Below are 20767 nucleotides of genomic sequence, written 5' to 3' on the forward strand. Positions count from 1 at the left end.
GCGCCATCAAGGTGATCAAATACGCTGGATCAATCCTCGCCATCTTCGGCGGATGCAACCATCGCATTGATCAGATATTCGGTCAAGTCCTCAAAGGCTACCGTTTGTTGCTCGCTGCGAGCCTCCGCGGCATTCCCGCGCAACGCCTTCACACCGGCCACGCCCTGCGCCACTTCGTCCTCGCCGAGCACCACGGCAAACGCCGCGCCGCTCGCGTCCGCGCGCTTCATCTGCGACTTGAAGCTGGCCGACTGGCCGTCCGCGCTGCAATGGAGAATGACGTCGAGACCCGTATCGCGCAGGCGCTCGGAGACGATGAACGCCTGTTCGCGCGCCGCATCGCCTTGATGCACGACGTAGACGTCGCAGCCTTCGGCTTCCGGCACGAGGTTCTCTTCCTTGAGCAGTTCGAGAATGCGCTCGATGCCCATCGCCCAGCCGCACGCCGCCGTGGGCTTGCCGCCGAGCTGCTCGATCAGCGGGTCGTAACGGCCGCCCGCCGCGACGGTGCCTTGCGCGCCGAGCTTGTCCGTCACCCATTCGAACACGGTCAGATTGTAATAATCGAGACCGCGCACGAGACGCGGATTGATCTTGAACGGAATGTTGTTCGACTTCAGGATGCGCTGCAGGCCTTCGAAGTGCGCGAGCGAAGCTTCGCCGAGGAAGTCGATCAGCTTCGGCGCCTTGTCGGCCATGTCCTGGAGCGCGGGATTCTTGGTGTCGAGCACGCGCAGCGGGTTCGTGTAGAGGCGGCGCTTGCCGTCTTCATCGAGCAGATCGACGTGTTGTTCGAGGTACTTGATGAGTTCGACGCGGTGCGCCGCGCGTTCTTCGGCGAGACCCAGCGAGTTGATCTCCAGCTTGATGCCGGTCAGACCGAGGTCGTCCCACAGGCGCTGGCACATCAGGATGATTTCCGCGTCCGCATCCGGGCCCGCGAAGCCGAGCGCTTCCACGCCGACCTGATGGAACTGGCGATAGCGGCCGCGCTGCGGGCGCTCGTGTCGGAACATCGGGCCGATGTACCACAGGCGCTTCGGGCCGTCGTAGAGCATGTTGTGCTCGATCGACGCACGCACGACCGCAGCCGTGTTTTCCGGGCGCATCGTGAGATTTTCGCCGTTGAGCGCGTCCGTGAAGCTGTACATCTCTTTTTCGACGATGTCGGTCACTTCACCGATGCCGCGCGTGAAGAGCTGCGTATGCTCGACGATCGGCGTGCGGATGTTCTGGTATCCGTACGAACGGAGCATGGACTTCACGGTCGTTTCGAAGAAGTCCCACAGCGCTGCATCCTGCGGCAGGATGTCGTTCATGCCCTTCACGCCGGTGAGCTTTTCGGGCTTTCTTTTCTGTTCAGTCATTGCGATGCGAATTGTCGTTGCGAGTGCGTTGCGAATCTCGATATCCGGAGTCCGTAGCCCACACGCTTACGCGGTGGCTTCAGCCTTGCCGTACTTGCGCGCGACGTAGTCGCTCACGATCTGCTGGAACTCTTCGGCGATGCGCTCGCCGCGCAGCGTCTTGACCTTTTCGCCGTCGATGAAAACCGGCGCGGCCGGATTTTCACCCGAGCCCGGCAGGCTGATGCCGATGTTCGCGTGCTTCGATTCGCCCGGGCCGTTGACGATGCAACCCATCACGGCCACGTTCATGGTTTCGACGCCCGGATAGGACTCGCGCCACACCGGCATCTGCGCACGCAGATAACCCTGGATCTGCGAGGCGAGTTCCTGGAACAGCGTGCTGGTCGTGCGCCCGCAACCGGGGCAAGCGATGACCATCGGCGTGAACGAACGCAGGCCCATGGTCTGGAGGATTTCCTGGCCGACCACGACTTCGCCCGTGCGCGCGCCGCCCGGTTCCGGCGTGAGCGAGATACGGATGGTGTCGCCAATGCCCTGCTGCAGCAGCACCGACAGCGCCGCCGTCGAAGCGACGATGCCCTTCGAGCCCATACCCGCTTCGGTCAGACCCAGGTGCAGCGCGAAATCGCAACGCTTCGCGAGTTGCTGATAAACGGCGATCAAATCCTGCACGCCGCTGACCTTGCACGACAGAATGATCTTGTCGCGGGTGAGACCGAGTTCGACCGCGCGTTCCGCCGAGCCGATGGCCGACTGGATCAGCGCTTCGTACATCACGCTCTGCGCTTCCCACGGCACGCTGCGCGCCGCGTTCTCATCCATCATGCGGGCGAGCAGATCCTGATCCAGACTGCCCCAGTTCACGCCGATACGCACCGGCTTGTCGTACTTGATGGCCGCTTCGATCATCTGCGCGTACTGCGTGTCGCGCTTGGCGCCCTGGCCCACGTTGCCCGGGTTGATGCGGTACTTCGAGAGCGCTTCCGCGCACGCGGGATGGTCGCGCAGCAGCAGGTGGCCGTTGTAGTGGAAGTCGCCGACGAGCGGCACCATCACGCCCATGCGGTCGAGCTGATCGCGCACGTGCGGCACGGCGGCTGCCGCTTCCGGCGTATTGACCGTGATACGCACGAGTTCCGAGCCGGCCTGCGCGAGTTCCTTGATCTGGATCGCGGTACCGATCGCGTCGGCGGTATCGGTATTGGTCATCGACTGCACGCGCACCGGTGCGTCGCCGCCGATCGTCACCAGTTGGCCGCCCCAGCGCACGTGCACGGCGTGCGACTTGCGGCGCGGCGCGTGGCCGCCGAGGATCGGTTCATTGGACACGATCTGACTATTGCTGGTCGGGGATTGCGTTTCGCTTTGCATCGAAAAACCCATTTACACCTCGCGCGCGCCACCGCTCACAACGAACGGCTACGCTGCGCGAATTGAAAAAGCGTCGCGGCCGGCAAACTGATCTTCGCCGGCCGCGACGCATGCCATGTCTCTGTCAGGGCAGCACGAAGCGCGCAACATTGCCGCGCGCCGACGCGTACTTCGCCTCGTCGACCGGCTGACCGTCGATGGTCATCGACTCGATGCCGGCCTTGTTGCCCACTGTAATCTTCAGCGGTCCCACGCCGGTGATCTCGCGGGCGTCGCTGCCGTGGACCAGGCCGGAGAAGACCTCTTTACCGTCTTTCTGGCGCACGCTGACCCAGGTGTCCTGCGTCACGCGAATCGCGAACGTCGAGGTGTCGCCCGCCGCCGCAACGGGCGCCGAGGCGCCCTGCGCCGCCGGCCCGCTCGCGGCCTGTGCCGGGGTCTGAACGGCGCTTGCTGCTTTCGGCGCTGCTGCTGCCGCCGTATTCGCGACCGGCGCTGCGCTGGCGGGTGCTACGGGTGCGGCGGGTGCTGCCGGAGCCACCGCGGCTGCCTGCGGCGTGCTTGCCGCGCCCTGATCGGCGGCAGCTTGAGCGTCGGACGTCGCGCCATTCTGCGCGCTGTCCTGCGTTGCGGTCTGATCCGCGCCCTGCGCGTCCGACGCGCCCGCCGTGGCGCCCTCGGTGACCGTCGCCGACGACGCGCCCGCATCGCCGCTTACGGCGCTGCTGCCCACACCATTCGCCATCGACTTGATGCGCGCGAACCATGCCGACGAATCGCCGCTATTGGTGCGCCACATCCCGATCACGATCACGGCCACAACGACCAGCGCCACGCCCCAAAGCCACGACGCGCGTCGCCGCGGCGCGCGCACGCCGCCCCCGCCGCCAAGCGACAGCGACACGCGCCCGCGCGGCAGATCGGCGCCCGCCGAAGCGGGCATCGACAGATCCTGCTGCGCTTCGCCCCGTTCGCGGCGCAGCGCCTGGATGAAGGGCGCGGGATCCGCGCCGAGCAGCTTCGCGTAGGCACGCACCACGCCCACCGCGAAGGTCGCGTCGGGCAGATGGCTGATATCGCCCGCCTCGAGTTCGCGCAGCTTCGGCACCGCCACCTTCAGGCGCGCCGAGACATCCTCGACCGACCAGCCCTTCGACTGACGCAGTTGCGCCAGTCGCGCGCCCACGGCGCCGAGCGTGTCAGGCACGGCCTGCACAGGCGACGCCGGCGACGGCGCACCCTCATGCGCCGAACGGCCCGCGTTGGTCTCAGTCCCGTCCGTCCCGAAAGGGTGCTGCGGCTCGCTCATCCCAAAGTCCTTGCGTCGATTCTTTTCTAACCCACGACCGGCGGGCGCACCGCGCCCCGTCCCGAATCGCAGACCGTTTATAACAAAATGCGCGGCGTCTGTGCCGCATCCGATCGCTTCTGCAACGTTTCTTGTCAAACCACCGACAGCACTGCGTCTCCCCCCGCGCAGCCGCTCCGGCCAGGCACTACCTCAAACCCTTCATTGTCCTGCTTCAGCCTTCCCGCTCAGTGCTGGACCGGCCGTACTTCGATGACCTTCTGGCCCGCGCGCTGCCTGCGCTCGGCCAGACGGGTGCGGTCCTTCACCTCGCCGGCGAGCTGACCGCAAGCCGCGTCGATGTCATCGCCGCGTGTCTTGCGCACGGTCGTCACGACACCCGCATCCATCAGAATCTGCGCAAAACGCTTGATCTGCTCGTTTTTCGAGCGCAACAGGCCCGACTCCGGGAACGGGTTGAACGGGATCAAATTGAACTTGCACGGCACGTCGCGCGTCACGGCGAGCAACTGACGTGCGTGCTCTTCCGTGTCGTTGACGCCGTCGAGCATGCAGTACTCGAACGTAATGAAGTCTCGCGGCGCCACCTTCAGATAGCGCTGGCACGCCGCCATCAGTTCGCGCAGCGGGTACTTGCGGTTGAGCGGCACAAGCTCGTCGCGCAGCGCGTCGTTGGGCGCGTGCAGCGAGACGGCGAGCGCCACTGGCAGATCCGCGCCGAGACGGTCCATCATCGGCACCACGCCCGAGGTCGAGAGCGTGACGCGGCGGCGCGACAGGCCATAGGCGTTGTCGTCGAGCATCAGGCGCATCGCCGGCACGACCGCGTCGTAATTGAGCAGCGGCTCGCCCATGCCCATCATCACGACATTGGTGATGACGCGCTCGCCCTTGCCTTCACCGCCGTTCGCACGGCCGCCCGCTTCGCCCAGAAGCGACGCGCGCAGGGCGAATTCCGCCATGCGCAGCTGGCCGATGATCTCGGCGGTGGTGAGATTGCGTGAAAAACCCTGCTTGCCGGTCGAACAGAACCGGCAATTGACCGCACACCCCGCCTGCGAGGACACGCATAGCGTGCCACGCGTTTCTTCGGGGATGAATACGGTCTCGACCGCGTTGCCGTTGCCGACGTCCACGAGCCATTTGCGCGTGCCGTCGGAGGAAACGTTGTCGGAAATGATGTCGGGCATGCCGATCGTGGCGCGCCCTTTGAGCTTCTCGCGCAGCGATTTGGCCAGATCCGTCATGCCGTCGAAATCGGCGGCATTGTATTGATGGATCCAGCGCTGAAGCTGTTTGGCGCGAAACGGCTTCTCGCCCAGGCTTTCGCAATAAGCGACGAGCCCTTGGGCGTCGAGATCGAGAAGGTTGACGGTGGAACTGCTCGTCATATCGAATCCTGCCATTTCAGTGCGAGAGCGCGCTCACCGCCGGCCTCGGGAAACCCGGAACCGGGCGGTAAGCGTCATCGCCGTTCGCGACCTATGCTACTGTGAACTACCGCTTACCGCGCATTAATTAACGCGAGTAAACGTTAACTTCCGGGAAGAAGAACGCGATTTCAACGCGTGCCGTTTCCGCTGCGTCCGAACCGTGGACTGCGTTTGCATCGATGCTGTCTGCGAAGTCAGCGCGGATCGTGCCCTTTTCCGCCTTCTTCGGGTCCGTTGCGCCCATCAGATCGCGGTGCTTCAGGATGGCGTTTTCGCCTTCCAGAGCCTGGATCACGACCGGACCCGAGATCATGAATTCGACGAGATCCTTGAAGAACGGACGCTCTGCGTGAACAGCATAGAACTTCTCTGCGTCAGCGCGCGAGAGTTGGACCATGCGCGAGGCAACGATCTTCAGGCCAGCGTTTTCGAAGCGGCTGTAGATCTGACCGATCACGTTCTTTGCCACTGCGTCCGGCTTGATAATCGACAGGGTGCGTTCGATCGCCATAAAAACTCCAGAAAATTAAGAGGTTACAGATTCAAATGAATCCGCAATTGTAGCATGTTCCCATGTATGATTGCGATTGAACCCTGTTAGGCCGGACAACCGGTCAAAACATGCTCAAAAGCCGCGCCGCCGGGGCTTTCAGCGGGGCTTAAGAAACCCGGCATAGGCTCTGTCACGATAGCTCGAACCGTGTGGCAAACCGTTGAAACTCTGGAGCGCCGCGCATATCTTACGAGGAGCGGCACGCGCATCTGACGCGCGCCGCGAACCACGCGTCTCACGCAAGGAGAAAGCATGAACGAGTATCCCTACAACTTCGGCCGCGGCGGCACCGTCGCCTCCGTCGAGACCCGCAACCGCGTACTGCGCAACACCTACTGGCTGCTCGCGCTGTCGATGGTGCCGACGGTGCTCGGCGCGTGGGTGGGCGTCACCACGGGCTTCTCGCTTTTCGCCGCCACCAGCCCCGCCATGAGCCTGCTCGCGTTCTTCGCGATCGCCTTCGGCTTCATGTTCGCCATCGAGCGCACCAAGAACAGCTCGGTCGGCGTATTCGTGCTGCTCGGCTTCACGTTCTTCATGGGCCTGATGCTCTCGCGCCTGCTGTCGTTCATCCTCGGCTTTTCGAACGGCCCATCGCTCATCATGCTCGCATTCGGCGGCACCGGTGTGATTTTCGCCGCGATGGCCACCATCGCCACGGTCAGCAAGCGCGACTTTTCGGGCCTCGGCAAGTGGCTGTTCATGGGCGTGATCGTGATCCTGCTCGCCGGCGTCGCGAACATCTTCCTGCACCTGCCCGCGCTGATGCTCACGGTGTCCGTGCTGGCGATCGTGATCTTCTCGGCTTACATGCTGTTTGACGTGCAGCGCGTGGTGAATGGCGGCGAGACCAATTACATCTCGGCGACGCTCGCGATCTACCTCGATCTGTACAACGTGTTCACGAACCTGCTGGCGATCCTCGGGATTTTCGGCGGCAATCGGAACTAAAGCGTGAAGGGTCGGATCGGATTCGACCCACTTCGTAAAAGCAAAAAGCCCATGACTCACGTCATGGGCTTTTTTTCGTCTACGCAGCATTACAACGCTACCCAGTCGAATCCTTCAGCCTGAGTTGCAACCCCGATTTCGGTAAGCGCATTGCCCAGCACTGCCGCCATCGCCGCACGGGCAAGTTCCGGCGTGTTGTTCTGCTGACTCAAGTGCGCGGCGATCAAATGCCGCAGCTTCGAACGGTCGAGCGCCCCAAGGATCCGCCCCGCCGCGCCATTGTTCAAGTGCCCATAAGCGCCGCTGATACGTGCCTTCAACGACGCCGGATAGCGGCTAGTCGCCAGCATGTCGAGGTCGTGGTTGAATTCGAGCACAAGCGCGTCGCAACCGCCCAGCACCGCGTTGATATGCGAAGTCGATTCGCCAACATCGGTCAGCACGCCGAGCCGACTCGCACCGTCGTTGAACACGAACTGCAGCGGCTCGCGCGCGTCGTGCGGCACCGTGTAGGGCAACACGCCAAGCTCGCCGATTTCGACCGCCTCGTCGCCCCAAAGGACGTTGAGTTCGACGCCCGCCGCATCGTCGGCGCCGACCGCGCGGGCCGTGCCCCAGCTCGTGTAGAGCGGGATCGACCAGCGGCGCGCCAGCGTGAGTGCGCTGCCGATATGGTCGCTGTGTTCGTGAGTAATGAGGATCGCGCTGAGGGTGTCGGCGGTGAGGCCCGCTCGCGCGAGCCGCCGCTCCACTTCCTTCGCGGAGAAACCGCAGTCGAGCAGCACGCGCGTGGGCGTCGCGCCGCCGCCTGCTTCTACCACCAGTGCGTTGCCTTCGCTACCGCTGCCGAGGCTCGCAAACCGCACGGCCGGGTCAGTTCAGCTGGGCGTGCAGCGCGGTCACGATGCGCTGCGCGTCCGACGAGGTATCCACCTGGCCGTTCTGGTCGAGGACCGCGACCTGGGTTTGCGTATCGCCCTTAGCGCGCACCGCGACGAGGAATTCCGGACCCTGATTCTTCGCGTCCTTCTTCGGGTTGTAGAACAGCTTGCCGAACAGGCCGTCACCCTTGAGTTCCTGCATCGAATCCGCGTAGCGCACGTAGTAGATGCCCTTCGCGCGGTCGCGGTTGTCCACCGTGAAATTGGTGCGGTCGAGCGCGAGACCCACACGCAACCAGGCGCTGTCAAACGCTTCCGGCAGATCGAGCGTCGTGCCGTCCGGGCCCGCGGCGACCTTGGCCGCCACCGACGACGTACGCGCGTCGGTCAGCAGTTGCTTCGACTGCGCGTCGGTCAGGCCGAACTTCTGCATGATCTTGGCGAGGAACGCGGCTTCGAGGGCCGGATCGCGCGGACGCTCGACCCACTTCGAACCGGTCTTGTCCTGGCCCGTCAGCACTTCTTCCATCGCGCTATGCGTGACGGAAATATCGGTCTGGCCATCCGGACCGCGCGACACCAGCGTGCGGAAGCGGTCGCGCGTGCCCGACGAGTAAGCAAAGTCGATCACGCGACCAATCGTGCGGCGGAACCAGTCGTCCGGAATATTGGCGCGGTTTTCGGCCCAGTCCGTCGTCATGATGCCGGTGGCGGCCGAATCGGTGGTCAGCGTAAAGCCGCTCTCCGTCCAGAATTCCTGCAGCTGCGGCCAGACGTCGTCAGGCGAGCGGCCGTCGATCACGAGCCAGCGGTGATCGCCGTCGCGCTCGACGTGCATACCGAGCGGGTCCTGCGAGTTCGGCACGCCCAGCGTGGCGTTGCCGGCGCTGGTGACGGTGCGCTGGGCGCTGCCGCCGAGCGTCAGCGTGGGCGCCGGTGCGACGTACTTCTGGCCGCCAGGCGCCGACGACAGATCCTGCGGCACGGCCAGCGGCGGTGCGCTCGGCGTGTCCTTGTAGTTGACGCGATCCGACGCGAACATGTCGTTCAGCGACTCGCAGCCTGCGAGCGAGCCAAGTGCGAGCGCCAGCACCGCCATGCGGGTTGCGTGGAGGGAAAGAGCGGAACGTTTCATGTGGACCTTCGTAATACGGGAACGCTAAGCCAGGATCAGCCAGGACCCGCCGGCGGTGTGCCGGCGGTTGGGCGATGGCGACGTCGATTGAAAATGCGGCGCGTCGGCTTAGCCGAGCAGGCCGGCCTCGCGCAGCGCCGTGCGCACCACGTCGTGGTAACGCGCGTCGAGCGGCGTGAGCGGCAGGCGGATGCCGCCTTCGATGCGGCCGAGCTCCTGCAGCGCCCACTTCACCGGAATCGGATTCGATTCGATGAACAGGTTCTTGTGCAGCGACAGGAGATTCAGGTGAATCTCACGCGCCGTCTTCACGTCGCCGGCGATGGCGGCCTTGCACAGGTCGCTCATCTGGCGCGGTGCGACGTTCGCGGTCACCGAGATATTGCCGTGACCGCCCAGCAGCATCAGCGCGATCGCGGTGGGATCGTCGCCGCTGAAAATCTTGAAGCCTTCCGGCGCATGCTTGATGAGATGCGCGGCCCGGTCGATATTGCCCGTCGCTTCCTTCACGCCGACGATGCCCGGCACTTGCGCCAGGCGCAGGATCGTTTCGTTCGCCATATCGGCGACGGTGCGGCCCGGCACGTTGTACAGGATCACTGGCAGATCGACCGCTTCGGCGATCTTCTTGAAGTGAAGGTACTGGCCCTCTTGCGTGGGCTTGTTGTAATAGGGCACGACCTGCAGCGAAGCGTGCGCGCCGACTTCCCTGGCGTGCTTCGTGAGTTCGATAGCCTCGGCGGTCGAATTGCCACCCGCGCCCGCGATGATCGGCATGCGACCCGCCGCGTGCTCCACGGCCGTCTTGACCATGAGGATGTGTTCTTCGACGTTCAGCGTAGCGGATTCACCGCTCGTGCCCACCACGACGAGGGCATCCGTCCCCTCTTGCACGTGCCAGTCGATCAGTTTGCGGAAGGCCGGCAGATCGAGACTGCCGTCTTCGTGCATAGGGGTGACGATCGCGGGAATGCTGCCGCCAAGCGTGATGCCGTCCTGAGTGCCGTTAGCCATGAAACGTCAAAGAAATGAGTACGTTAAACCGCGATTGTAGCGGATTAGGCGGTCAGAACGTAACGCGATACGGGTAGTACCTGAGTCGTCTGTGTATGACCGGGTATTTCCGATACGGTGTCCGACCCTGCCGCTGCTTGCTCGCGGGTAAGATTTTCCACTTGTGAGGATTTTTCGCGCACCGCGCAGATGCGCTGCACGAACGCTTCACGCGGGTGCAGGATAAATCCGTCTTGATAAGCGATCACGCGCAGCGTGGGCGCGCAGACCGCCAGCAACTCACCGGGCGCCAGCAGGAACGCCGGATTCGACGGCTTGCCCACCGTCTCGTTGCCTTGCGCGAAAGTTTCGTAAATGAGTATGCCGCCGGGCGCCAATGCGTCGAGCAGACGCCCCATCAACGGACGATGCAGATAATTTGTGACAACGATAGCGGCGAAACGCGCATCGTCCGCCAACGGCCAGGGCGCGCCTTCAAGGTCGCACTCCAGCGTGCCGATGCCGGGCACGTCGCGCAGAGTGGCGAGCGCGGCGGCGTCGCGATCGAGCGCCGCGACGGGATGGCCGCGCTGCGCCAGCCAGCGCGCATGACGGCCCGCCCCCGACGCGAGGTCGAGCACCGTGCCGCCCGGCGCGATCAGATGCGCCCACTGGCGCACCCATTGCGACGGCTCACCGACTCCATGCATCGTGTGCGTGGCCTGGTGCATCGACATGCCTTAGCTGTACGAGAGGCCCATCGCCTCGCGCACGTCGCGCATCGTTTCCGTGGCGTACTTGCGGGCGCGGTCGCAACCGTCGGCGACGATGGCGCGCAGCAGCGACGGATCGTCCATGTACTTCTGCGCGCGCTCGAGCATCGGCTGCTGCTCGCGCAGGATGCCCTCGATCACCGGCTGCTTGCACTCCAGGCAACCGATGCCCGCCGTGCGGCAGCCCTTCTGCACCCACTCGTGCGTCTGCTCGTCGGTGTAGACCTGATGCAGTTGCCACACCGGGCACTTGTCCGGATCGCCCGGATCGGTGCGGCGCACGCGCGCGGGGTCGGTCGGCATCGTGCGGACCTTCTTCTCGATCGATTGCGCGTCTTCGCGCAGGCCGATCGTGTTGCCGTACGACTTCGACATCTTCTGGCCGTCGAGACCCGGCATACGCGACGCCTCGGTCAGCAGCACCTGCGGCTCCGGCAGGATGATCTTGCGCGAGCCTTCGAGGTAGCCGAACAGGCGCTCGCGGTCGCTCATCGACAGGCTCTGCGATTCGGACAGCATCGCACGCGCCTGTTCGAGCGCTTCGTCGTTGCCTTCCTGCTGATAGGCGTTGCGCAGTTCGTGATAAAGCTTCGAGCGCTTGCCGCCCAGCTTCTTCGCGGCTTCGTTGGCCTTCTCTTCGAAGCCCGGCTCGCGGCCATACATGTAGTTGAAGCGGCGCGCCATTTCGCGCGCCATTTCGACGTGCGGCACCTGATCTTCGCCGACCGGCACGAGCGAGGCGCGGTACAGCAGGATGTCGGCGGCCATCAGCACGGGGTAGCCGAGGAAACCGTAGGTGCCCAGATCCTTGTCGCGCAGCTTTTCGATCTGTTCCTTGTAGGTCGGCACGCGTTCGAGCCAGGACAGCGGCGTGCTCATGCCGAGCAGCAGCGCGAGTTCCGCGTGCTCGGGCACGCGGCTCTGAATGAAGAGCGTCGCCTGGTTCGGGTCGATGCCCGATGCGAGCCAGTCGATCAGCACGTCCCAGACGTTCTTCTCGATCACATCCGGCGTCTCGTAGTGCGTCGTGAGCGCGTGCCAGTCGACCACGCAGAAGAAGCACGGGTATTCGGACTGAAGCCGGACCCAGTTTTTCAGCACGCCGTGATAGTGGCCGAGATGCAGCGACCCGGTGGGCCGCATGCCGGAGAAAATACGGTCTGGGAACATGATGTTATGAGAAGAGCGAAACAAGGGGAGTAAGCACTGCCGTCACCACGTCGTAGCCGATCGAAACGAGCGGGCGCAGCCAGAATCGCGTGAAGACGCCGGAGACCAGCAGCGCCATCACGATGATGAAACCATAGGGCTCGAGGCGAGAGAGCGCAATGCTCGCGCGCGTGGGCAGCAGCGCCGCGAGCACACGGCCGCCGTCCATCGGCGGCAGCGGAAACAGATTGAGCACGCCGAGCACCAGATTCACGCCCACGCCGGCCGCGGCCATGCGCGTGAAGAACGGCTCGTCGATGCCGAGCACCGCGAGCGCCACGCCGAACACGCCCCACACCAGCGCCTGCACGAAGTTGCAGGCCGGCCCCGCGGCCGCGACCCAGAGCGTGCCCCAGCGCGGATTGCGCAGATTGCCGAACGCAATCGGCACCGGCTTGGCGTAGCCGAACACGAAGGCGCCGCTCGTGAGGAAATACAGAATGAGCGGCATGGCGATCGTGCCGACCGGATCGATATGGCGCATCGGATTGAGCGACACGCGCCCGAGCACATAGGCGGTGTTGTCGCCGAGCATACGCGCGACATAGCCGTGCGCGGCTTCGTGCAGCGTGATCGCGAAGATGACGGGCAAGGCGTAGACGACGAGCGTCTGAATGATCGAGGCTTCCATGGCGGCGTATTGTAACAATGCGCTAGCGGTGCGCTGCTTCGTGGGCATTCATCGCCGCACAAAACAGCCGGACAGATGCGCGCATCACACCTCCTCTTCCAGCCCGAACGGCGCGAGCGAACCGCGCCCGGCGCGCACGAGCACGGGTTCCGGGCCGCTCAGATCGATGATCGTCGACGGCTCCCACGGGCACGCGCCGCCGTCGATCACGAGGTCGAGCTGCTTTTCCAGACGCTCGCGAATTTCTTCCGGATCGTTGAGCGGGTCCGTGTCGGGCGGCAGGATCAGCGTCGAGGCGAGCAGCGGCTCGCCCAATTCTTCGAGGATCGCAAGCGGAATCGGATGGCCCGGCACGCGCAGGCCGATGGTCTTGCGCGACGGATGCGAAAGACGCCGCGGCACTTCCTTGGTGGCTTCGAGCACGAATACATACGGCCCCGGCGTCACCGACTTGATGAGCCGGTACTGGCGGTTATCGACCATCGCGAAGTTCGCCAGCTCGGACAGATCGCGCACCATCAGCGAAAGCAACGCCTTTTCGTCGAGATGACGGATGCGGCGCAGGCGCTCGGCGGCCTGTTTGTCGTCGATGCGTGCGGCCAGCGCGTAGCTCGAATCGGTCGGCAGCGCGATCACGCCGCCGTCGCGAATGATCTGCACCGCCTGCTTGACGAGGCGCGGCTGGGGATTCTCTGGGTGAAGCCGAAAAAACTGGGACATGGCAGTAATCAGCTAACGAAGGCGAAGCGGATGGGAAGGCGCACTTTACGCGTTATTCACGCGCTATCCGTGACATGCCGCACGAGAGCGGCATGCGCACGGCGGACAGCCGTTTGACGGTGATCGGGTACGAAGGCGATGGGCCGCGCGGCAGACGCGGCCTACAGCCATCGCTCCCAGACAGGCTTGAGGTCGGACGGCAGCGGCGGCAGCGTGCCAGGCTCGATCGAATCCGGGCCTTTGGCGTGGAAATCGGAGCCGCGCGACGCCTCGAAGCCGAAGCGGCGCGCCACCGCAGCATACTCGCTGTACTGGTCGGGCGTATGGCTGCCGGTGACGACCTCGATCGCCTTGCCGCCCAGATCGATGAATTCGCCGAAGAAGGCGTCGAGTTCGAGCTGCGTGTAGTTGTAGCGCCCCGGATGCGCGACCACGGCTTCGCCGCCGGCCGCCTTGATCCAGCCCACCGCATCGGCGAGTTTGGCCCAGCGGTGCGACACGTAGCCCGGTTTGCCGTCGCCGAGCCAGCGCGTGAAGGCGTCCTGGGTATTCTGCGCGCGGCCCGACTCCACCAGAAAGCGCGCGAAGTGCGTGCGCGAGATCAGATCGGGGTTCGAGACATAGCGCAGCGCGCCTGCATAGGCATCGGCAATGCCGAGCGTTTCCAGCCGTTCGCCGATCGCTTCCGCGCGTGCCGCACGGCCATTGCGCGTGCGCGCGAGGCCGTCGACCAGCGCCGGGCAATCAGGATCGACATGCAGGCCGACGATATGCACCGTGCGCGACGCCCACGTGACGGAAATTTCGACGCCGCTCAGGTAACGCATGCCCAGCGCATCGGCCGCCTCGCGCGCCTCGCGCTGGCCGCCAAGTTCGTCGTGGTCGGTGAGCGCCCACAGCGTCACGCCACCCGCCTTCGCCAGTTGGGCGACGGCAGCCGGGGCCATCTGGCCGTCGGAGACAGTGGAGTGACAGTGGAGATCGGCGTTCATTGTGGGCGTCATGGGAGTAAGCGACCATTTTACTGCAACGCGGCGAAGCCGTGCCGACGCGCTCCAGCGTGCGCAGGCGTAGCTTAACCGGCGCAGAACGCTTCGATGAGACGCGCCACGGCCTCGGGCTGATCGTGATGAACCATATGCCCTGCGTCCGCGATCAGGCGCTCGCGCCAGTCGGGGAAGGCCTCGAAACGCTTCTTGAAGACGTCGATGGGCACCTTGCCCGCGATGCGCGCGAGCGTTTCGGAATTCGTCGCTTCTACGTGCAGCACCTTCGCGCGCACGCAGGACCACACGGCCATCATCTCTTCGAGCCGGTACAGCACCGGGTTGACCATCTTGTGCGCAGGGTCGCCGAGCAAGATGTAGCCGCCCTCGCCTTTCGCATCGTTTGCATGGTTTGCATTGATCACCGGCTTCGACCAGTGTTGCGCGAGAAAGCGGGCCCGCGCCGGCAGCAGGCGCGGATTGGTCTTCGTGAGGCGCGCGGCCACCTCGGCGAGCGTCGCGTAGGGACGCAATTGCGGCGGCGTGCGCATCTCGTCGAGCCAGTCGCGCACGCGCCCCGGCGCCTGCGCGGGCACGGTCGCCGGCAGGCCGAAGCCCTCCAGATCGACCACGCGCCGCACGCGCTCGGGCCGCACACCCGCGTAGAAACACACGACATTCGCGCCGAGGCTGTGGCCGACCAGGTTCACCTCGCCTTGCGGTGCGTAGTGGTCAAGCAGCGCGTCGAGATCGGCGACGTAATCGTGGAACCAGTAGCTCCCGCCGCCTTGCTGCGCCACTGGCCAGTCCGACAGACCGAAGCCGCGCATATCCGGCGCAATGATCTGCCAGTCGCCGCCGAGCGCATCGACGACGAACTGGAACGACGCCGCCACGTCCATCCAGCCGTGCAGCATGAAGAGCACGGGCGCGTCCTCGGCGCCCCAGCGGCGCACGTGCAGGCGGATGCCATTCACGGCGACGAATTCGGATCGGGAAAGGTTCATTGCGCTCGCAGAAAAACGAATGATCGTTCGATTATATCGGCACGTTCTGACAGATGGAGGCAGTCGGGCTAAATCGACGTCATTTTTCGCCAGCATCCTGGGCGATCAGCGTGTCGAGTTCGGCGTCGTCGAAGCCCGCCGAGCGCCTGGCCTCGAAGTTGAAGGGCCCGCGCATCTTCGGCGCGTGGTATTGCGCGGCGAGGTCGAGCCAGGCCGTATGCGGATCGAGGCCGCGCTCGTCGCACAGGAAGCGGAACCAGTGGTTGCCGATGCGCACGTGGCCCACTTCGTCGCGCAGGATGATGTCGAGGATGGCGGCGGATTCGTGGTCGCCGGCCTGCTTCAGGCGCGCACGGATAGGCGGCGAGGCGTCGAGGCCGCGCGCCTCCAGCACGCGCGGCACGAGCGCCATGCGCGCGAGCACGTCGTCGCAGGTGCGCTCGCACATTTCCCACAAGCCGTTGTGCGCCGGAAAGTCGCCGTACTGATGGCCATAGTCGGCAAGACGCTGGCGCAAGAGCGAAAAGTGATACGCCTCCTCGGCGGCGACCTTGAGCCAGTCGGCATAGAAAGCGTCAGGCATGGCCTTGAAGCGCCAGACGGCGTCGAGCGCGAGATTGATCGCGTTGAACTCGATATGCGCAAGCGCGTGCAGCAGCACGACGCGACCTTGCGGCGTGCTCATGCTGCGGCGTTGCAGGCTGCGCGGTTCCACCAGTTCGGGGCGCGGCGGGCGGCCCGGCAGGTCGGCGGGCGCATCCAGTACACAGGCGGCGTCCCAACGGGATTCTCCGCGCGCCGCGGCTTCGAGCGTCAGTGCATGGAGCGCGCTGACGGCATCGGCCTTGGCAAGCGGATCGCGCTCGCACAGCGCGTCGAGCGCAGCGGCGCGCCAGCCGGCGCGCACGGGTGCGGATCGCGCGGGATCGGCAGGCGGGTTGGCAGCGGAAAACACGGAACTCATCGCAAAACAGGCAAAAATCGGCAAGACGCTCAGGCGAGCGGAAAGGTGCGTCGCCGGAAGCATCGGGCGCAACCGTTTACAATACGCGATTCACCCGCACTGCGCCGCCCCGCGCCCTGGCCGGTACAGACCGCGCGGGCCGCAGCCACAGCAAGAAAACAGGAGACGCAACACCGTGACCATCTACAAGCTTGGAGAAGCCGCGCCCACCATTCACGAAAGCGTGTTTGTCGCGGACAACGCCACCATCGTCGGCAAGGTCGAACTCGCCGAGGATTCGAGCGTCTGGTTCGGCGCGACGCTGCGCGGCGACAACGAGCTGATTTCGGTCGGCCCGCGCAGCAACATCCAGGAAGGCGCGGTGTTGCACACCGACCCCGGCTACCCGCTTACGCTGGAAGCGAACGTGACGGTCGGCCATCAGGCCATGCTACATGGCTGCACGGTCAAGGAAGGCGCGCTCATCGGGATTCAGGCGGTGGTCTTGAATGGCGCGGTGATCGGCCGCAACTGTCTGGTTGGTGCGGGCGCGGTGGTGACCGAAGGCAAGGTATTCCCCGACAACTCGCTGATTCTCGGCGCGCCCGCCAAGGTGGTGCGCGAGCTGACCGAGGCGGACATCGCCGGCCTCAAGCGCAACGCGGATGTCTACAGCGAGCGCCGGCAGTATTTCAAGGCGCAGCTCGTGCGCATCGGCTAACAGCCTCAAGTTGTCGAGGCTTTGCCGCTGTGCGTCGCGGGCCGCGCCGCCAGGAACGAAACGAAGGAAAAGATTGTGAACGACCAGTTGCAAAAATTCATGTTCAGCGCCGCGCCGGTGCGTGGCGAGATCGTCTCGCTGCGCAATACGTGGCAAGAGGTGCTCACGCGCCGCCAGTACCCGGCGCCGGTGCGCACCGTGCTCGGCGAGATGATGGCGGCCTGCGCCCTGCTCTCGGCCAACCTGAAGTTCGACGGCACGCTGATCATGCAGATCCTGGGCGACGGCCCGGTGCGGATGCTGGTCGTGCAGTGCAGCTCCGACCTGTCGATGCGCGCGACCGCGCGTCTGTCGGATGGCACCGACGCCGACGACGCGTCCGTGTTCCCCGCCGACCTCACGCTCGACAAGCTCGTCAACGCCAGCGGACAGGGCCGCTGCGTCATCACGCTCGACCCCACCAGCAAGCAGCCCGGCCAGCAGCCCTATCAGGGCATCGTGCCGATGAGCGGCGAGGACGGCCCGCTCGCGTCGATCGCCGAAGTGCTGGAGCACTACATGCATCACTCGGAGCAGCTCGATACGCGCCTGTGGCTGGGCGCCAACGAGGACCGCGCAGTCGGCATGCTGCTGCAGAAGCTGCCCGGCGACGGCGGCATCGTGCCGCATCCGCACGAACTCGACGCCGATACGTGGGAGCGCGTGTGCACGCTCGGCGGCACGCTCTCGCGCGAGGAACTGCTCGAACAGGAACCGGAAACGCTGTTCCGGCGTCTCTTCTGGCAGGAGAACGTGCAGCACTTCGAGCCCACCGGCACACGCTTCTCGTGCAGTTGCACGCGCGAAAAAGTGGGCGCGATGCTCAAGATGCTGGGCCGCGACGAAATCGACAGCGTGATCGAGGAGCGCGGCCATGTCGAAGTGCATTGCGACTACTGCAACCAGCGCTACGAGTTCGACCCCGTCGATGTGGCGCAACTTTTCGCGACTCCCGGGCTCTCAGAAGGTGTGTCCCCCGCCGCGGACCAGCGTCACTGATGCCCAGCCTTCTCCGGTTCAGGACGCGCGTCGGGCAGTAAGGGACGCTTTGTTCGACTGGGGAAGGAAAAAGACATGAACATGAGCTTCGGGGCTGAAACTGTAGAACCGTCTGCCCGGCGAAACCGCCGAACGGCTTTCGCCATCGTGACGGCCGCAGCGCTTGGCGCGGGCATCGTGCTGACGAGCGGCTGTACGCTCGATCCGCCCGGCCCGTCGCCGATCTACAGCCGCTTGCCCGCCGATCAGGCAGGCGGCGTCGCCACGACGCCGGCGCTATCGCCGGAACAACTCAAGCGCTACGACGCCATCGACCAGCAGGCGCTCAACGAACAGGACCGCGCCATGGCAGCCGAAGCCGCCGCGCAAGCCTGGTCGCGCGCGTACGCGCCGCCCGTCAGCGTCTATGGCAGTTACTCCAGCGGCGGCTGGGGACGTGGCTGGGGCGGCGGCGTCGGTTACGGCTACCCGGGTTGGGGCTGGTAAGCGCCTTTCGTCCCTGGCGCTCGCACGCATAAACAAAAAGCGCGGCATCCTTGCGGATGCCGCGCTTTTTCTTGTCCTGTACGAAGGCGGCCTTAGTCCGTCTTCTTCGCTTCCTTGCCGTGTCCGTGCCGCTTCTCCGGGACGCGTGACACCGGGTTCGGCACCACCCTCACCGGCGTCGACATTTCGCCGCGCGTCGAGGTGTTCGACGACCCCACCGGCGTCGCGGGCAGCGGCTGGTTCGGCGACACGAACTGCACGAACACCTCGCCGTCCTTCACCATGCCCATCTCGTAGCGTGCACGCTCTTCGACGGCCGCCGTGCCATTCTGCAGATCCTGCACCTCGCCCTCGATGCGTTCGTTACGCAGTTTCTCGTCGTCGTTCTGCTTCTGCTGCTGCGCCAGCTCGCCTTGCAGCTCGTGCACGCGCAGCCAGCCGCCGTGGCCCCACCAGAGCGGATACTGGATCAGCACAAGCAGGATGATCAGGACGACAGTGACGAGCCGCATGAGTGGTGCCGGATAAATACACGCCGCCCTGCGCTTAACGCAGGGCGGCGGAAGGGATAACGAAGTGGGACAGCAAGGCCGCTGCCGGGGCTCGGGTCCGCTTAGCGCAGGTTATAGAACGCCGACTTGCCCGGATAGCTGGCGATATCACCGAGATCTTCCTCGATACGCAGCAGCTGGTTGTACTTCGAGATACGGTCCGAACGCGAGAGCGAACCCGTCTTGATCTGACCGGCGTTCAGGCCGACGGCGATGTCCGCGATGGTCGAATCTTCGGTTTCGCCCGAGCGGTGCGAAATGACGGCTGTGTAGCCGGCGCGCTTGGCCATTTCGATCGCTGCGAAGGTTTCCGTCAGCGTGCCGATCTGGTTGATCTTGATCAGGATCGAGTTGGCGATGCCCTTGTCGATGCCTTCCTTCAGGATGCGCGTGTTGGTGACGAACAGGTCGTCGCCCACCAGCTGGACCTTCTTGCCGAGCTTGTCGGTCAGGAGCTTCCAGCCGGCCCAGTCGGACTCGTGCATGCCGTCTTCGATCGAGACGATCGGGAACTTGTCGGCGAGCGTCGCCAGGTAGTCGGCGAACTCGGCCGACGACAGTTGCAGGCCTTCGCCCGCGAGCTGGTACTTGCCGTCGTGGTAGAACTCGCTGGCCGCGCAGTCGAGCGCGAGCAGCACGTCTTCACCGGCGCGGTAGCCAGCCTTTTCGATCGCTTGCAGGATGGTCGAGAGGCATTCGTCGTTGCTGCCGAAGTTCGGAGCGAAACCGCCTTCGTCGCCCACGGCCGTGCTCATGCCGCGATCCGAGAGGATCTTCTTGAGCGCGTGGAACACTTCCGCGCCGCAACGCAGCGCTTCACGGAAGGTCGGCTGGCTCACCGGCACGATCATGAATTCCTGGATGTCCAGGCTGTTGTTCGCGTGCGCGCCGCCGTTGACGATGTTCATCATCGGCACCGGCAGTTGCATTGCGCCCGAGCCGCCGAAGTAGCGGTACAGCGGCAGGCCGGCTTCTTCAGCGGCGGCCTTCGCGACGGCCATCGACACGGCCAGCATGGCGTTCGCGCCCAGGCGCGACTTGTTGTCCGTGCCGTCCAGCTCGAGCAGGGTCTTGTCGAGGAAGGCTTGTTCCGACGCGTCGAGGCCCATGATTGCCTCGGAGATTTCGGTGTTGATGTGCTCGACGGCCTTCAGCACGCCCTTGCCGTTGTAGCGGCCGGCTTCGCCGTCGCGCAGCTCGATCGCTTCGCGCGAGCCGGTCGATGCGCCCGACGGCACTGCCGCGCGGCCCATCGTGCCCGATTCGAGCAGCACGTCGCATTCGACGGTGGGATTGCCGCGCGAATCCAGAATCTCGCGACCGATGATATCTACGATTGCACTCATGGTTTCCTCAGGAAATGACAGTAATTCTTGCGAGACACACGCCATCTGCATAGCCCCGCGATGCGCTGTTTCGTGCTCGTGCGGGACACACCGTCATATGGGACAGGCGGCGTGGTCATCGGGTTCAACTTGTTGCGGCGCGAGGGTTACGCACTTGCCGTAACCGCTGCGCCGCCACGCTGCCTTGTACATCCGGCGCGGCGCGAGACCTGCGGGCACAGCATGGCATCGCTTCATGACACCTGCTGCACCGCCGGGCCGCTCGCCGCGGCTCCTCCATCGCGCCGCTCATGCAATCGAAGCGGCGCTCAAAATGCCCAATCTATACAACAACGCTATACGACAAAGCACACGACGCAC

The 20767-nt window shown here is 64.8% G+C and carries 21 protein-coding genes; 4 read left to right on the forward strand and 17 right to left on the reverse strand.

Annotation, left to right across the window (positions count from 1 at the left end):
• Positions 1-29: 29 nt before the first annotated feature.
• The 5 genes from hisS to ndk form a co-directional block, all read right to left on the reverse strand.
• Entirely contained in the window at positions 30-1367 is a 1338-nt protein-coding gene (hisS, locus tag B0G62_RS09750) for a histidine--tRNA ligase (protein ID WP_103703974.1), read from the reverse strand.
• A gap of 66 nt (positions 1368-1433) precedes the next feature.
• On the reverse strand, positions 1434-2753 hold the full coding sequence (gene ispG, locus B0G62_RS09755; protein ID WP_103703975.1) for a flavodoxin-dependent (E)-4-hydroxy-3-methylbut-2-enyl-diphosphate synthase: 1320 nt from the start codon (positions 2751-2753) through the stop codon (positions 1434-1436).
• A gap of 112 nt (positions 2754-2865) precedes the next feature.
• Positions 2866-4050, reverse strand: a complete 1185-nt coding sequence (locus tag B0G62_RS09760) for a helix-turn-helix domain-containing protein (RefSeq protein WP_103703976.1) — start codon at positions 4048-4050, stop codon at positions 2866-2868.
• 227 nt (positions 4051-4277) lie between these two features.
• Entirely contained in the window at positions 4278-5441 is a 1164-nt protein-coding gene (rlmN, locus tag B0G62_RS09765) for a dual-specificity RNA methyltransferase RlmN (protein WP_103703977.1), read from the reverse strand.
• Positions 5442-5568: 127 nt separating this feature from the next.
• Positions 5569-5994 carry a nucleoside-diphosphate kinase gene (ndk, locus tag B0G62_RS09770; protein ID WP_027814909.1) on the reverse strand — a complete coding sequence of 142 codons (426 nt, stop codon included), beginning with the start codon at positions 5992-5994 and terminating at the stop codon, positions 5569-5571.
• A 294-nt stretch (positions 5995-6288) separates the two neighbouring features.
• Between ndk and B0G62_RS09775 the strand changes: the two genes are divergently transcribed.
• A complete protein-coding gene (locus B0G62_RS09775) occupies positions 6289-6987 on the forward strand; it encodes a Bax inhibitor-1/YccA family protein (protein WP_103703978.1) in 699 nt (232 codons plus the stop codon).
• A gap of 89 nt (positions 6988-7076) precedes the next feature.
• Here B0G62_RS09775 and B0G62_RS09780 read toward each other — a convergent pair whose 3' ends face one another.
• The 10 genes from B0G62_RS09780 to B0G62_RS09825 form a co-directional block, all read right to left on the reverse strand.
• Positions 7077-7853 (reverse strand): MBL fold metallo-hydrolase, encoded by a 777-nt coding sequence (locus B0G62_RS09780; protein WP_103703979.1) that lies wholly within the window; start codon positions 7851-7853, stop codon positions 7077-7079.
• A 7-nt stretch (positions 7854-7860) separates the two neighbouring features.
• Positions 7861-9003 (reverse strand): outer membrane protein assembly factor BamC, encoded by a 1143-nt coding sequence (bamC, locus tag B0G62_RS09785; RefSeq protein ID WP_103703980.1) that lies wholly within the window; start codon positions 9001-9003, stop codon positions 7861-7863.
• Positions 9004-9111: 108 nt separating this feature from the next.
• On the reverse strand, positions 9112-10017 hold the full coding sequence (gene dapA, locus B0G62_RS09790; protein ID WP_103703981.1) for a 4-hydroxy-tetrahydrodipicolinate synthase: 906 nt from the start codon (positions 10015-10017) through the stop codon (positions 9112-9114).
• A 44-nt stretch (positions 10018-10061) separates the two neighbouring features.
• Positions 10062-10733 (reverse strand): class I SAM-dependent methyltransferase, encoded by a 672-nt coding sequence (locus B0G62_RS09795; protein ID WP_244193170.1) that lies wholly within the window; start codon positions 10731-10733, stop codon positions 10062-10064.
• A 3-nt stretch (positions 10734-10736) separates the two neighbouring features.
• On the reverse strand, positions 10737-11939 hold the full coding sequence (locus tag B0G62_RS09800; RefSeq protein ID WP_103703982.1) for a tryptophan--tRNA ligase: 1203 nt from the start codon (positions 11937-11939) through the stop codon (positions 10737-10739).
• 4 nt (positions 11940-11943) lie between these two features.
• Positions 11944-12609 carry a site-2 protease family protein gene (locus B0G62_RS09805; protein ID WP_103703983.1) on the reverse strand — a complete coding sequence of 222 codons (666 nt, stop codon included), beginning with the start codon at positions 12607-12609 and terminating at the stop codon, positions 11944-11946.
• A gap of 84 nt (positions 12610-12693) precedes the next feature.
• The gene (locus B0G62_RS09810) at positions 12694-13329 is read right to left on the reverse strand and encodes an L-threonylcarbamoyladenylate synthase (protein ID WP_103703984.1); all 636 of its coding nucleotides are present in this window, start codon (positions 13327-13329) and stop codon (positions 12694-12696) included.
• Positions 13330-13490: 161 nt separating this feature from the next.
• Positions 13491-14321, reverse strand: coding sequence for a 3',5'-nucleoside bisphosphate phosphatase (locus B0G62_RS09815; RefSeq protein ID WP_103703985.1), 831 nt, complete (start codon positions 14319-14321; stop codon positions 13491-13493).
• An 83-nt stretch (positions 14322-14404) separates the two neighbouring features.
• Entirely contained in the window at positions 14405-15322 is a 918-nt protein-coding gene (locus tag B0G62_RS09820; RefSeq protein ID WP_103703986.1) for an alpha/beta fold hydrolase, read from the reverse strand.
• Between the two features lie 79 nt (positions 15323-15401).
• Positions 15402-16286: a ferritin-like domain-containing protein gene (locus B0G62_RS09825; RefSeq protein ID WP_103704114.1), complete on the reverse strand. Its 885-nt coding sequence runs from the start codon at positions 16284-16286 to the stop codon at positions 15402-15404.
• A gap of 175 nt (positions 16287-16461) precedes the next feature.
• Between B0G62_RS09825 and B0G62_RS09830 the strand changes: the two genes are divergently transcribed.
• From B0G62_RS09830 to B0G62_RS09840, 3 genes are all read left to right on the forward strand, one after another.
• On the forward strand, positions 16462-16986 hold the full coding sequence (locus B0G62_RS09830) for a gamma carbonic anhydrase family protein (RefSeq protein ID WP_103703987.1): 525 nt from the start codon (positions 16462-16464) through the stop codon (positions 16984-16986).
• A gap of 75 nt (positions 16987-17061) precedes the next feature.
• Positions 17062-18024, forward strand: a complete 963-nt coding sequence (gene hslO, locus B0G62_RS09835; RefSeq protein ID WP_103704115.1) for an Hsp33 family molecular chaperone HslO — start codon at positions 17062-17064, stop codon at positions 18022-18024.
• Between the two features lie 81 nt (positions 18025-18105).
• On the forward strand, positions 18106-18510 hold the full coding sequence (locus B0G62_RS09840) for a hypothetical protein (RefSeq protein WP_244193176.1): 405 nt from the start codon (positions 18106-18108) through the stop codon (positions 18508-18510).
• 92 nt (positions 18511-18602) lie between these two features.
• On the opposite strand, the gene ftsB is transcribed toward B0G62_RS09840, so the two are convergent.
• Entirely contained in the window at positions 18603-19022 is a 420-nt protein-coding gene (ftsB, locus tag B0G62_RS09845) for a cell division protein FtsB (protein ID WP_103703988.1), read from the reverse strand.
• Between the two features lie 101 nt (positions 19023-19123).
• Complete coding sequence (eno, locus tag B0G62_RS09850; protein WP_103703989.1) at positions 19124-20407, reverse strand: phosphopyruvate hydratase; 1284 nt, start codon at positions 20405-20407, stop codon at positions 19124-19126.
• Between the last annotated feature and the right edge of the window lie 360 nt (positions 20408-20767).

The organism is Paraburkholderia eburnea, from assembly GCF_002917095.1.
Classification (GTDB): domain Bacteria; phylum Pseudomonadota; class Gammaproteobacteria; order Burkholderiales; family Burkholderiaceae; genus Paraburkholderia; species Paraburkholderia eburnea.

What these genes read in the sequence shown, in the direction of transcription:
- hisS (WP_103703974.1), bottom strand. Translation starts at nt 1,367, where the DNA reads ATGACTGAACAGAAAAGAAAGCCCGAAAAGCTCACCGGCGTGAAGGGC.
- ispG (WP_103703975.1), bottom strand. Translation starts at nt 2,753, where the DNA reads ATGGGTTTTTCGATGCAAAGCGAAACGCAATCCCCGACCAGCAATAGT.
- B0G62_RS09760 (WP_103703976.1), bottom strand. Translation starts at nt 4,050, where the DNA reads ATGAGCGAGCCGCAGCACCCTTTCGGGACGGACGGGACTGAGACCAAC.
- rlmN (WP_103703977.1), bottom strand. Translation starts at nt 5,441, where the DNA reads ATGACGAGCAGTTCCACCGTCAACCTTCTCGATCTCGACGCCCAAGGG.
- ndk (WP_027814909.1), bottom strand. Translation starts at nt 5,994, where the DNA reads ATGGCGATCGAACGCACCCTGTCGATTATCAAGCCGGACGCAGTGGCA.
- B0G62_RS09775 (WP_103703978.1), top strand. Translation starts at nt 6,289, where the DNA reads ATGAACGAGTATCCCTACAACTTCGGCCGCGGCGGCACCGTCGCCTCC.
- bamC (WP_103703980.1), bottom strand. Translation starts at nt 9,003, where the DNA reads ATGAAACGTTCCGCTCTTTCCCTCCACGCAACCCGCATGGCGGTGCTG.
- dapA (WP_103703981.1), bottom strand. Translation starts at nt 10,017, where the DNA reads ATGGCTAACGGCACTCAGGACGGCATCACGCTTGGCGGCAGCATTCCC.
- B0G62_RS09795 (WP_244193170.1), bottom strand. Translation starts at nt 10,733, where the DNA reads ATGTCGATGCACCAGGCCACGCACACGATGCATGGAGTCGGTGAGCCG.
- B0G62_RS09800 (WP_103703982.1), bottom strand. Translation starts at nt 11,939, where the DNA reads ATGTTCCCAGACCGTATTTTCTCCGGCATGCGGCCCACCGGGTCGCTG.
- B0G62_RS09805 (WP_103703983.1), bottom strand. Translation starts at nt 12,609, where the DNA reads ATGGAAGCCTCGATCATTCAGACGCTCGTCGTCTACGCCTTGCCCGTC.
- B0G62_RS09810 (WP_103703984.1), bottom strand. Translation starts at nt 13,329, where the DNA reads ATGTCCCAGTTTTTTCGGCTTCACCCAGAGAATCCCCAGCCGCGCCTC.
- B0G62_RS09815 (WP_103703985.1), bottom strand. Translation starts at nt 14,321, where the DNA reads ATGAACGCCGATCTCCACTGTCACTCCACTGTCTCCGACGGCCAGATG.
- B0G62_RS09820 (WP_103703986.1), bottom strand. Translation starts at nt 15,322, where the DNA reads ATGAACCTTTCCCGATCCGAATTCGTCGCCGTGAATGGCATCCGCCTG.
- B0G62_RS09825 (WP_103704114.1), bottom strand. Translation starts at nt 16,286, where the DNA reads ATGAGTTCCGTGTTTTCCGCTGCCAACCCGCCTGCCGATCCCGCGCGA.
- B0G62_RS09840 (WP_244193176.1), top strand. Translation starts at nt 18,106, where the DNA reads ATGAGCTTCGGGGCTGAAACTGTAGAACCGTCTGCCCGGCGAAACCGC.
- ftsB (WP_103703988.1), bottom strand. Translation starts at nt 19,022, where the DNA reads ATGCGGCTCGTCACTGTCGTCCTGATCATCCTGCTTGTGCTGATCCAG.
- eno (WP_103703989.1), bottom strand. Translation starts at nt 20,407, where the DNA reads ATGAGTGCAATCGTAGATATCATCGGTCGCGAGATTCTGGATTCGCGC.